Annotated in this window: 12 protein-coding genes; 8 read left to right on the forward strand and 4 right to left on the reverse strand. The window is 31.6% G+C overall.

The window, feature by feature from the left end; all coding sequences use genetic code 11:
* Window positions 1–45: 45 nt before the first annotated feature.
* The 4 genes from lpxA to VDP25_RS09700 all read right to left on the reverse strand — a co-directional run bounded on the left by lpxA (window position 46) and on the right by VDP25_RS09700 (window position 4608).
* The gene (gene lpxA, locus VDP25_RS09685) at window positions 46–831 is read right to left on the reverse strand and encodes an acyl-ACP--UDP-N-acetylglucosamine O-acyltransferase (RefSeq protein ID WP_334469233.1); all 786 of its coding nucleotides are present in this window, start codon (window positions 829–831) and stop codon (window positions 46–48) included.
* Window positions 832–906: 75 nt separating this feature from the next.
* The gene (locus VDP25_RS09690) at window positions 907–2313 is read right to left on the reverse strand and encodes a bifunctional UDP-3-O-[3-hydroxymyristoyl] N-acetylglucosamine deacetylase/3-hydroxyacyl-ACP dehydratase (RefSeq protein ID WP_334469235.1); all 1407 of its coding nucleotides are present in this window, start codon (window positions 2311–2313) and stop codon (window positions 907–909) included.
* Window positions 2300–3328, reverse strand: a complete 1029-nt coding sequence (lpxD, locus tag VDP25_RS09695) for a UDP-3-O-(3-hydroxymyristoyl)glucosamine N-acyltransferase (protein WP_334469238.1) — start codon at window positions 3326–3328, stop codon at window positions 2300–2302. The genes VDP25_RS09690 and lpxD overlap by 14 nt, the downstream gene beginning before the upstream one ends.
* Window positions 3329–3378: 50 nt before the next feature.
* Window positions 3379–4608 (reverse strand): HD domain-containing protein, encoded by a 1230-nt coding sequence (locus VDP25_RS09700; protein ID WP_334469240.1) that lies wholly within the window; start codon window positions 4606–4608, stop codon window positions 3379–3381.
* Window positions 4609–4649: 41 nt separating this feature from the next.
* Here VDP25_RS09700 and porX point away from each other — a divergent pair, with 41 nt between their 5' ends.
* From porX to VDP25_RS09740, 8 genes are all read left to right on the forward strand, one after another.
* Window positions 4650–6197, forward strand: a complete 1548-nt coding sequence (porX, locus tag VDP25_RS09705; protein WP_215925712.1) for a T9SS response regulator signal transducer PorX — start codon at window positions 4650–4652, stop codon at window positions 6195–6197.
* A 175-nt stretch (window positions 6198–6372) separates the two neighbouring features.
* The gene (tsaE, locus tag VDP25_RS09710) at window positions 6373–6837 is read left to right on the forward strand and encodes a tRNA (adenosine(37)-N6)-threonylcarbamoyltransferase complex ATPase subunit type 1 TsaE (RefSeq protein ID WP_334469243.1); all 465 of its coding nucleotides are present in this window, start codon (window positions 6373–6375) and stop codon (window positions 6835–6837) included.
* Between the two features lie 156 nt (window positions 6838–6993).
* Window positions 6994–7140 carry a hypothetical protein gene (locus tag VDP25_RS09715; RefSeq protein WP_215925714.1) on the forward strand — a complete coding sequence of 49 codons (147 nt, stop codon included), beginning with the start codon at window positions 6994–6996 and terminating at the stop codon, window positions 7138–7140.
* Entirely contained in the window at window positions 7103–7624 is a 522-nt protein-coding gene (locus tag VDP25_RS09720) for a hypothetical protein (RefSeq protein ID WP_334469245.1), read from the forward strand. Before VDP25_RS09715 ends, VDP25_RS09720 begins: the two co-directional genes overlap by 38 nt.
* A 112-nt stretch (window positions 7625–7736) precedes the next feature.
* Window positions 7737–8936, forward strand: a complete 1200-nt coding sequence (locus tag VDP25_RS09725) for an alanine dehydrogenase (RefSeq protein WP_215925716.1) — start codon at window positions 7737–7739, stop codon at window positions 8934–8936.
* A gap of 45 nt (window positions 8937–8981) precedes the next feature.
* The gene (locus VDP25_RS09730) at window positions 8982–9359 is read left to right on the forward strand and encodes a hypothetical protein (protein WP_334469247.1); all 378 of its coding nucleotides are present in this window, start codon (window positions 8982–8984) and stop codon (window positions 9357–9359) included.
* Window positions 9360–9447: 88 nt separating this feature from the next.
* Window positions 9448–10467, forward strand: a complete 1020-nt coding sequence (locus tag VDP25_RS09735) for an NAD-dependent epimerase (RefSeq protein ID WP_334469248.1) — start codon at window positions 9448–9450, stop codon at window positions 10465–10467.
* Window positions 10468–10682: 215 nt separating this feature from the next.
* Entirely contained in the window at window positions 10683–12062 is a 1380-nt protein-coding gene (locus VDP25_RS09740) for a nucleotide sugar dehydrogenase (RefSeq protein ID WP_334469249.1), read from the forward strand.
* Window positions 12063–12083 lie beyond the last annotated feature (21 nt).

Consider the following 12083-nt stretch of genomic DNA (forward strand, 5'->3'; position numbering starts at 1 on the left):
TCAAATAAAACTATTTGTTTATTTCTAGTTTAAAGTCTTAGTTGTTTAATTTGATTTAAAGTAGCCTTTCATAATTCCACGATGCGAATTCTTAATAAATTGAAGAATTTCGTCACGTTCTGGAGTGGCTTCCATTTCTGCTTCAATTAAATCTGAAGCTTGTGTATTATTATAATTTTTTTGATAGAGCATTCTATAAATATTCTGAATCTCTCTAATTTTTTCTGTACTGTAACCTCTTCGTCTTAACCCAACTGAATTAATTCCAACATACGATAATGGTTCTCTACCAGCTTTAACAAATGGAGGCACGTCTTTTCTAACTAAGGATCCACCTGTTACAAAGGCATGATTTCCTATGGCACAAAATTGATGTACAGCAGTCATTCCTGCTAAAACTACATAGTCACCAACAGTAATATGACCTGCTAGTGTGCTATTATTTGAAAATATACAATTGTTACCAACGATACAATCGTGCGCTATATGGCAGTAAGCCATAATCAAACAATTATCACCAATTACGGTTTTCATCTTGTCTGTTGTACCACGATTTATAGTTACACATTCTCTAATGGTAACATTGTCTCCTATTTCTACGGTTGTGTCTTCGTCGTTATACTTTAAATCTTGAGGTACTGCTGAAATAACAGCTCCTGGAAAAATATTACAATTTTTTCCGATTCGAGCACCTTCCATAATAGTTACATTACTTCCAATCCAAGTACCTTCACCTATTTTTACATTATTATGAATCGTTGTAAAAGGCTCTATAACTACATTCTTTGCAATCTTTGCACCAGGATGTACGTATGCTAACGGTTGGTTCATTTTTTTTATTTTATAATTTGAAGTAAAAATATAATGCTTCTTAATTTCAATAGCATTAAGCTATACTATTAATTTTTACTTAACTTTTGATATTTGTGCCATCAATTCTGCTTCTGCGCATAATTTACCATTGGCATAGGCATATCCTTGCATATGGCAAATCCCTCTTCTTATTGGGGAAATTAATGAACATTTAAATATTAATGTATCACCAGGAACAACCTTTTGTTTGAATTTTACATTATCCATTTTCATAAAGAATGTCAAATAATTTTCTGGATCAGGAACTGTGCTTAACACTAAAATTCCACCTGTTTGAGCCATAGCTTCTACAATTAAAACGCCAGGCATAACTGGAGCTCCAGGGAAATGCCCTTTAAAGAACTCTTCGTTCATGGTGACATTTTTCATACCAATAACATGGTTATTAGTTAGTTCGTAAACCTTATCTAATAACAAAAAGGGTTGTCTGTGTGGTAACATGTCCATAATTTGATTCACATCCATTAATGGTTCTGAATTCAAATCTATCTGAGGCACATTATTTCGTCTTTCGTTTTTTATAAGCTTAGACATCTTTTTTGCAAATTGTGTATTTACAAAATGTCCTGGTTTATTTGCTATAACTTTTCCTCTTATACGTGTACCAATTAAAGCTAAGTCACCAACAACATCTAATAGTTTATGACGTGCTGCCTCGTTAGGATGGTGCAATGTAAGATTATCTAAAATTCCATTAGGTTTAACAGCAATATTATCTTTATTAAACGCTACTCTTAATTTCTCCATAGTTTCTGGAGACAATTCTTTATCTACATAAACAATAGCATTATTTAAGTCACCACCTTTTATTAGTCCATGCTCTAAAAGCATTTCAATCTCGTGTAAAAAACTAAAGGTTCTTGCGTCTGCAATCTCTGATTTAAAATCTGAAACTTTATTTAATGTCGCATTTTGAGTACCTAAAACTTTGGTGCCAAAGTCTACCATAGTCGTAATTTGATAAGAACTAGAAGGCATTAATATTATTTCGCTTCCAGTTTCTTCATCGCAATAAGATACAACCTGTGTTACTTCATATTCTTCCCTAAGAGCATCTTGTTCTACAATACCAGCTTTTTCTATTGCTTCCACAAAGAATTTAGAAGAGCCATCCATTATTGGTGGTTCAGAAGCATTTAGTTCTATAATAGCATTGTCTATATCTAAACCTACTAAAGCTGCTAAAACGTGCTCGCAAGTTTGTATAGTTACTCCATTTCTCTCTAAGCACGTACCACGTTGTGTATTTGTAACGTAATTAGCATCTGCTTCTATTTTAGGATTGCCTTCAAGGTCAACTCTAACAAATACAAATCCTGAATTCTCTAAACCAGGTTTAAATACTAATTTAACATCTGCACCAGTATGAAGTCCTACACCTGTTAGTGTTACTTCCTTTTCAATGGTTTTTTGTCTCGTTTCCGTTTTAATTATTGCCATCTACTTTTTTTTCTAATTCATTAATAGTTTTTACGAGTTTTGGTAAATTTTTAAAATAAACATACGATTTATTCCAATCGGAATACCCAAAAGAAGGAGAACCTTGTAAAACCTCGTTATCTTTTACATTTCTTCCTATACCAGATTGAGCTTGCACTTTTACATTGTTTCCAATAATTAAATGTCCAGCAATGCCTACTTGTCCTCCAATTTGGCAATGTTCTCCAATTTTTGTAGAACCAGCCACTCCTGATTGAGCAGCTATAACCGTATTTTTTCCGATTTCTACATTATGTGCAATTTGTATTTGATTATCTAATTTTACACCTGTTCTTATAATTGTAGAACCTATTGTTGCTCTATCTATAGTTGTACCAGCACCAACATCTACATAATCCTCTAAAATAACATTACCTGTTTGTGGGATTTTAGTGTAACCACCATCTTTTGTTGGAGCAAAACCAAAACCATCGGCACCAATTATAGCGCCAGAATTGATAACACAACTATTTCCTAAAATACAGTCCGAATAAATCTTTCCACCAGGATAAACAATTGAATTGTCTCCTATTTTTACATTATCTCCAATAAATGAATGTGGATAAATTTTAACATTATCTCCAATTTCTACATTATTACCAATGTAAGCAAAAGCACCTATATATATATTATCTGGAACCTTAACGCTTTCTGAAATAAAACAAGGTTGTTCTATACCCGATTTATTTGATTTTATACGATCGTAATATTCTAACAATTTAGAAAAACCTTCATAAGCATCTTCAACTTTAATTAGCGTCGTTGAAATAGGTTTTTCGGGTTTAAAATCTGTATTTACAATAGTAATTGATGCTTCTGTGGTATATATATAAGGTGTGTATTTAAGATTAGATAAAAAAGTTAATGAGCCTTGCGTTCCTTCTTCAATCTTAGAGAGTTTAAAAACTTCAATATTAGGGTCACCAACAACTGTTCCTTCTAAAATACCTGCGATTTGTTCTGCTGTAAATTTCAATGATTAGATTTTAAAGTCATGTTGCTTTCCGCAAAAATAGAAAAAAAGGATTACATTTTCTTTTTAGGGTAACACATATAATATTTAGTAATGGGTTTACTCAGTGCTTTTAGGTTTAATTGGTCTGATGCTTTTACGATATCTTTTATTTTCCCTGATTTAAATAAGATGTTGATTTTCTGAAAGTTATTCTGATATGCTTGGTTTGTTAACTTCCCTTGAAACACAAAATATGAGGCTTCATGATTAGTAATTTTATGTTTTTTTATTAATGCTTCTGAATGCATTTTTAATTCTGAAGATTTAATGGGCTTATTTTTCAGCTTTACTTTTAATAAGTTTCTATTTAATATCATTTGGCAAAGGTTACTCAATACAAAATCTTCATGGTTTTGCCAATCTTTCATAGCTGCTACAATATCATAATCGTCTAATTTTGAAAAAACAGTTAAAGTTTCATTATTAAAATTTTCGGCATTAATTTCAGAAAAAAGAAAATAAAATAAAGCATCACTACAATTTAGCTTTGCTCCTTGTTGCACTAATTCTTTTGCTCGCTTTAATGTTCCCATTAATAATTGTTCGGCAACGACACCTGTTTTATGCATATATACTTGCCAATACATAAAACGTCTAGCTATTAAAAACTTTTCTACGCTTAAAATCCCTTTTTCTTCTACCACTAACTGGTCGTTAACGACGTTTAACATGGTGATTAATCGCTCACTATTTATATTGCCTTCTGCAACTCCTGTATAAAAACTATCGCGCTTTAAATAATCTGCTCTATCCATATCTAATTGGCTAGAAATGAGCTCACACATAAATTGACGAGGGTATTCCTTCTTAAAAATAGAAATAGCTAACGTTAAACTTCCGTTAAACTCTATATTGAGTTCTTCCATAAAACGCAGCGAAATTTCCTCGTGAGAAACGTTATTTACAATACTATGTTCCATAGCATGCGAAAAAGGGCCATGACCAATATCGTGTAAAAGAATCGCTATTAACAACCCGTTTTCTTCCTCATTAGAAATCTCAACTCCCTTAAAACGAAGTACATTGATAGATTTTTGCATTAAATGCATACAACCCAATGCATGATGAAAACGTGTGTGATGTGCTCCTGGATAAACCAAATAAGATAATCCCATTTGACTAATACGTCGCAATCTCTGAAAGTATTTATGTTGAATAATATCGAATATTAACGAATTCGGAATCGTAATAAATCCGTAAATTGGATCGTTAAAGATTTTAAGCTTATTTTTTGTAGGCAAAATTTTAAAATTCAAAAATTAATAAACAAATATACCATAACATGATAAATATTCTCTGGGTTGACGATGAAATAGATTTATTAAAGCCTCATATTATCTTTTTAGAGCAAAAAGGTTACACTGTTACCAAATGCCAAAGTGGAACTGAAGCTTTAGAAATTATAACTGATACAAACTTTGATATCGTCTTTTTAGATGAGAATATGCCTGGATTGACAGGGTTAGAAACTTTAAACGAAATAAAAGAACGACGTGCCAATTTACCTATAGTAATGATTACTAAAAGTGAAGAGGAATATATTATGGAAGAAGCAATTGGTAATAAAATTGCAGATTATTTAATAAAACCCGTAAATCCGAATCAGATATTATTGAGCTTAAAGAAAAATTTAGACCACTCCCGTTTAATATCTGAAAAAACAACCTCTAATTACCAACAAGAATTCCGAAAGATTGCTATGGATTTATCTATGGTTAATTCGTATGAGGAATGGGTAGATTTATATCAGAAATTAATTTACTGGGAACTACAATTAGAAAGTATTGAAGATGCTGGGATGACTGACATTTTAGAGTCTCAAAAAAACGAAGCCAATATGCAATTTGGTAAGTTTATTGAAAAAAACTATGAAGACTGGTTTCAACCCAACACAGATGCTCCTGTAATGTCGCATACCTTATTTAAAGATAAAATTGTTCCTGAATTAAGTGATAAACAACCAACAGTTTTAGTGGTGATAGATAATTTACGTTATGATCAATGGAAAGCGTTTGAACCTATAGTAAACAATTATTACAAAAAAACTTCTGAACTGGCATTTTATAGCATCTTACCTACAGCAACACAATACGCACGTAATGCTATATTTTCGGGATTAATGCCTGCTGATATGGAAAGTTTATTTCCACAATATTGGAAAAATGATACTGATGAAGGCGGAAAAAATTTACATGAAGCCGATTTTCTAAGAGAACAGTTAAAACGCTTAGGATTAGGTCACCTAAAACATGAATACCATAAAATCACAAATCTTAAAGCTGGAAAAAAATTAGTTGAAAATTTTAGGTCTTTAAAAGATAATGACCTTAATGTGATTGTCTATAATTTTGTGGATATGCTTTCGCATTCTAAAACCGAAATGGAAGTCGTTAAAGAACTAGCATCTAACGACAAAGCATATCGTTCGCTAACGGTAAGTTGGTTTAAAAACTCACCATTATTAGAAATGATTCAATTATCACAACAGCTCGGTTTTAAACTAATATTAACTACAGATCATGGCACTATAAATGTAAAAGCTCCTACTAAAGTTATTGGAGATAGAGACACTAGTCTAAATCTGCGATATAAAACAGGCCGTAGTCTAACTTACCAAGACAAAGATGTTTTAGCCGTTAAGAATCCTAAATCTATACATTTACCTTCGTTAACAATGAGTAGCTCTTTTATATTTGCAAAAGGAGATCTATTTTTAGCATATCCTAATAACTTTAATCATTATGTAAGCTATTACAGAAACACATATCAACATGGCGGTGTGTCTTTAGAGGAAATGGTTATTCCGTTCGTAGTAATGGATCCTAAATAACTACTATAATATACAAGATTAAGTTGTCCAACTAAAACCTGTATTTTAACGAGATACTCATATTAGACGATAATAAAAATCCTTTAAAATGCAAAAATAATCGACGAAATGCACTTTTCTTTAGGTTTTTCAAAAATTTATACCTAATATTGTAGCATTAAATTTTTAAAAAACATTGAAAACTATAGAGTTTACATACCATATTAAAGATATTGATGCTACCGCAAGCCGTGTTTTAGGATATTTGGATGCTAAGACAGTGTTATTTAATGGCAACATGGGAGCTGGCAAGACTACATTTATTAATGCACTTATTAAAGCAATGCAAAGTGAAGATATAGCAACGAGTCCAACCTTTTCTATTGTAAACGAATATACTTTACCAAATGATAAAGTATATCATTTTGACTTCTATAGGATAGAATCTATAGATGAAGCCTATAGTTTTGGTATAGAAGACTATTTAAATAGTAATCATTGGTTATTTATGGAGTGGTCAGAACGTATTGAAGAACTCATACCAGAAGATTCACAAACCATTACCATTACTCATTTAAACGATAATATTAGATCCCTCAAATTAACTGTAAACACTAAACATTTAACCGAGAACGAAGCCATGACAGTATCAAAATTTTAAAAAAAGATTAATACTATTCCTACAAGAAGACACTAGTATTACGGAAAAACCGTAATTGAAGCCTCATAATTTATTGGACTTTAACAATTTCTCATTTGTAAGCACTATACAATGCTCTTACATTTGTTGTAATTAATTAATTAAATCCCTTAAATTATGAAGACTAAAAAAAACTTAGTATTAGCGATTGCAATCTTTGGAGGAATGTTATTTACTGTACAAGCTACTAACATTATTGACTTAGATGGACAAACAACAACACAAATTGAAAAGAAAAAATTCAAGAAGCCAAGAAGCTTATAAAGCTAGTTTCAAGAAAGGTGCTCTGCTTGCGATTATTATAGCTAGTGTACCATTCTTATTTTCTTTACATGAAAGTATTCCAAGTAAAAAAATTTGGAGTACTTTTTTGTTTACATATGACAGTAAAGTATGGGAAGATGCCAACTTGGTAATGTGGATCTTTACAGGCAAAGCCATACCTTTATTACTTTTACTAATTTGGTTTTTTACATGCCGTCACTGGTGGCACCATGCATTAATTGTTCCTATTGTAATGTATACTTACCAAATTTTTGATTTATTCAATGAAGACCAAGGGTATTTTGACGAATATCAAATAGTCGTATTACTACCAATTATGGCATTTGTTGTGCCTTCTATTTACTTAATTAGAGCTAAGGCATTCAACAAAATAAATAATGCAGATAAAACACTTGAAGAACTTGAAGAAGAATTCATGATTAAGCCTAAAGGTGTTTGGAGTAAGGTTAAACAATATTTTTAATCTTCTATTTGACATTGATTGAGATATTATTCGTAATTTGAAGTTAATTTACGTATCGTAATATTTATAGCGTTTCGTTATATTGCAATTACTATTAAAATTGACCAATTAAATGAGTAAATCTTTGTCACCATTTACAAGAGCCCAATTATTACCTCAAGAAGAGACTTTAGAAATTCTTAAACAAAAAGGAGAACTATTTATTGGAATTCCTAAAGAAGCTCATTTTCAAGAACGGCGTGTATGTTTAACACCAGATGCAGTATCTGCATTAACAGCCAATGGCCATCGTGTACTATTCGAATCTGGCGCAGGTGAAGGCGCAAATTTCAAAGATAAAGATTATAGCGAAGCAGGTGCAGAAGTTACAAAAGATACAGCAAAGGTATACTCCTGCCCTATTATTCTTAAAGTAGAACCTCCTTCTATAGATGAAATAAAACTCATTAATCCGCAAACACTTTTAATTTCTGCGCTTCAAATAAAAACACAAAACAAATCTTATTTTGAAGCTTTAGCAAAAAAACGAATTACAGCATTAGCATTTGAATATATTAAAGATGATGACGGTGCATATCCTGCCGTAAGCTCTCTTAGCGAAATTGCAGGTACGGCTTCCATATTAATCGCATCAGAGTTATTATCTAATGTAAATGGTGGCAATGGTTTAATGCTAGGTAATATTAATGGAGTACCACCTACAGAAATAGTTATTTTAGGAGCTGGTACTGTTGGAGAATTTGCAGCACGTTCTGCTATTGGCTTAGGTGCTAATATTAAAGTATTTGACAGTTCTATCACTAAACTCCGTCGACTTCAAAATAATTTGGGTCGTACTGTTTACACCTCGACTATGCAGCCTAAAAATCTTTTAAAAGCCTTAAAACGTTGTGATGTTGCCATTGGAGCTGTAAGAGGACTTAATCGTGCACCAATTGTAGTTACAGAGAGTATGTTAAGCCATATGAAAGCAGGGTCTGTTGTTATAGATGTTAGCATAGATATGGGAGGTTGTTTTGAAACTAGCGAAGTTACTACACACGACAAACCTACTTTTGAGTACAATGGTGTAGTTCATTATTGCGTACCTAATATTCCAGCGCGATATTCTAGAACAGCCTCAGTTTCAATTAGTAATATTTTCACTCCGTACCTATTAGAAATTGGAGAATATGGAGGTATTGAAAATGCGCTTCGATTTGATCGCGGTTTAAAAAATGGGTTGTATTTTTACCACGGCATTTTAACTAACAAATCTGTTGCAGAATGGTTTGGCTTAGATTACAACGATGCCAATTTATTAATTTTTTAATCTATTCTCAACGATTAACAACCGAATAGAATTATTTGCGCTACTATGAAATTTATACATCGTTTAGGCTACTATCTTGGTGGTTTTGCTATTGGTTTAATTCTTCTAATGTTTTTTTTAAACGGAAAAGATGCTTCTTGTGATTATGGACCTAATGCCAGAACAACAAAAAATATCAGTTCTAAACCCATACAATATTCTAATAAAGCCTCTGTATTTATAGCAAACCAAGCTTTAGATTCTACAACAATAATCAATTTAGTAAAATTTGGAAGTGTTGATTTTTCTAAGAGCAAAACAAAAATAGATTCGTGTAAAATCTATTATATCGAAAACAGTTATAAAGAGCAAGAATTGGCTTTAAAGATTAAAAATTGTGACTCCATAGCGACACTCCTCGATATTAATTATACAAACAACTAATTTGTTGAAATTGTTTGGTGTAGAATTTAGACGTTTCATTCTAAATTCACATATTTGAAGCTATTTCCAACACTTAAAAACATATAGCATGAAAATATTAGTAACAGGTGCCGCAGGATTTATAGGGTTTTACACCTCTAAAGTTTTACTTTCTAAAGGTCATCAAGTCGTTGGTTTGGATAATATTAATGATTATTATGATGTTAATTTAAAATATGACAGATTAACTGAATTAGGTATTTCTAAAGATGAAGCTTCAGAATTTAACACACTTTGTAATAGTAAATCTGAAGATTTTTCTTTTGTAAGAATGAATCTTGAAAACAGAGATGAGCTTCCTAAATTATTCAAAAACGAAAATTTTGATATTGTATGCAACCTTGCTGCACAAGCAGGAGTAAGATATAGTTTAGAAAACCCTGAAACTTATGTCGATTCTAATTTAGTTGGTTTTTTAAACATATTAGAATGTTGTAGAAACAACAATATTAAACACTTAGTTTATGCTAGTAGTTCTAGTGTATATGGTATGAATAAGAAAATACCGTTTTCAACTGATGACAATGTAGATCACCCTATAAGTTTATATGCTGCCACAAAAAAAAGTAACGAACTTATGGCACACACCTACAGTCATTTGTTTAAAATACCTACTACAGGTTTAAGATTCTTTACAGTATACGGCCCTTGGGGAAGACCAGATATGGCTATGTTTTTATTTACAGACGCCATTGTTAATAATAGACCTATTAATGTCTTTAATCATGGTAACATGGAACGGGATTTCACTTATATAGATGATATCGTAGAAGGCGTGGTTAGAATAATTGAAAAAACACCTACACAACGTATAGAAACTAATGAATTATACAAAGTATATAATATTGGAAACAATAACTCAGTAAAACTATTAGACTTTATCAAGGAAATAGAAGTCAACCTAGGCAAATCTGCAACTAAAAATATGATGGAAATGCAACCTGGAGATGTAGAACGCACTTGGGCAGATGTTGATGAGCTTATTAAAGATTATGACTACAGACCTAACACATCTATAAAACATGGGGTTAAATCTTTTATAGATTGGTTTAAAAACTATTACAATTAAGACTAAATTTTGAACAAAAGTTCTTATTTTCGAAGCCTAAATGATACTTATCGTAAAAATATGCCATTGATATGTAATAATTACTTCAATTCAATTATTTCTATCAAATTTGCTGTCATTTACAATATTTAACTCAAATCTAAATAAACTTAAAAAACGAAGCGAGTATGTTAAGAATCTAGCATCTTGTTAGTTAAAAAAATAAAAATAAACACATGAAAATCACAAATATCTGTTGCATTGGGGCTGGCTATGTAGGAGGACCAACAATGGCGGTAATAGCAAAAAAAAATCCACACATAAAAGTTACTATTGTAGATATAAATGCAGAACGTATTGCAGCATGGAATAACAAAGACGTATCAAAACTACCAATTTACGAACCTGGATTAGCAGAAATCGTAGAAGAAACTAGAGGAAAAAATTTATTCTTCTCTACTGAAATAGATAAAACGATCGCAGCATCTGAAATGATTTTTATATCAGTAAATACACCAACCAAAACTTATGGTAAAGGAAAAGGTATGGCTGCTGATTTAAAATACGTAGAACTATGTGCAAGAAACATTGCTGAAGTAGCGACAACAGATAAAATTGTTGTAGAAAAATCAACCTTACCAGTAAGAACAGCCCAAGCTATAAAAAGTATTTTACACAATACAGGAAGTAATGTAAAATTTGATATTTTATCTAATCCTGAATTTTTAGCAGAAGGCACAGCAGTTCAAGATTTATTAAGTCCAGATCGTGTACTTATTGGAGGTGAATCTGAAGATGCTATTGAAAGTTTAGCCGCTATTTATGGAAGCTGGGTACCACAAGAAAGAATTTTAAGAACTAATGTCTGGTCGTCAGAATTGTCAAAACTAACCGCTAACGCATTTTTAGCACAACGTATATCTTCTATTAACGCTATATCAGAATTATGTGAACATACAGAAGCTAATGTAAACGAAGTCGCAAAAGCAATTGGAATGGACTCTAGAATTGGACCAAAATTCTTAAATGCATCTATTGGTTTTGGAGGTTCTTGTTTTCAAAAAGACATATTAAACCTTGTTTACATTGCTCGAAGTTACAACCTTAATGCTGTAGCAGACTATTGGGAACAAGTGATCATTCTAAACGACCATCAAAAACGTCGTTTTTCTGATAACCTAATCAGTACACTCTACAATACGGTTTCTGGTAAAAAAATCGCAATGTTAGGTTGGGCCTTTAAAAAAGATACCAACGATACAAGAGAATCTGCTGCTATTTATGTTGCAGACCACTTATTAAATGAACAAGCTAATATTGCCGTTTACGATCCTAAAGTAAATAGTGAAAAAGTGCAAGCAGATTTAAATTATCTTAATACAAGATCTAATGAGGAAAACAAAGATTTAGTCAAATATTATGACGATCCTTATGAAGTATCTAAAGACGCCCATGCAATTGCAATTATGACAGAATGGGATGAGTTTAAGACATACGATTGGCAAAGAATATATGAGCAAATGAAAAAACCTGCTTTTATTTTTGATGGAAGAAATATTCTTAACAAAAAAGAAATGACTAAAATAGGTTTTGAATATTCCTCAATTGGCCAATAATTTATTTAATTATTATATAAA

Source organism: Winogradskyella sp. ECml5-4 (assembly GCF_036903175.1).
GTDB classification, from domain to species: domain Bacteria; phylum Bacteroidota; class Bacteroidia; order Flavobacteriales; family Flavobacteriaceae; genus Winogradskyella; species Winogradskyella damuponensis.

Bases quoted from the DNA above. Each gene is read 5' to 3' on its own strand.
- lpxA (WP_334469233.1), bottom strand. From the start codon at position 831: ATGAACCAACCGTTAGCATACGTACATCCTGGTGCAAAGATTGCAAAG.
- VDP25_RS09690 (WP_334469235.1), bottom strand. From the start codon at position 2,313: ATGGCAATAATTAAAACGGAAACGAGACAAAAAACCATTGAAAAGGAA.
- porX (WP_215925712.1), top strand. From the start codon at position 4,650: ATGATAAATATTCTCTGGGTTGACGATGAAATAGATTTATTAAAGCCT.
- VDP25_RS09715 (WP_215925714.1), top strand. From the start codon at position 6,994: ATGAAGACTAAAAAAAACTTAGTATTAGCGATTGCAATCTTTGGAGGA.
- VDP25_RS09725 (WP_215925716.1), top strand. From the start codon at position 7,737: ATGAGTAAATCTTTGTCACCATTTACAAGAGCCCAATTATTACCTCAA.
- VDP25_RS09730 (WP_334469247.1), top strand. From the start codon at position 8,982: ATGAAATTTATACATCGTTTAGGCTACTATCTTGGTGGTTTTGCTATT.
- VDP25_RS09735 (WP_334469248.1), top strand. From the start codon at position 9,448: ATGAAAATATTAGTAACAGGTGCCGCAGGATTTATAGGGTTTTACACC.
- VDP25_RS09740 (WP_334469249.1), top strand. From the start codon at position 10,683: ATGAAAATCACAAATATCTGTTGCATTGGGGCTGGCTATGTAGGAGGA.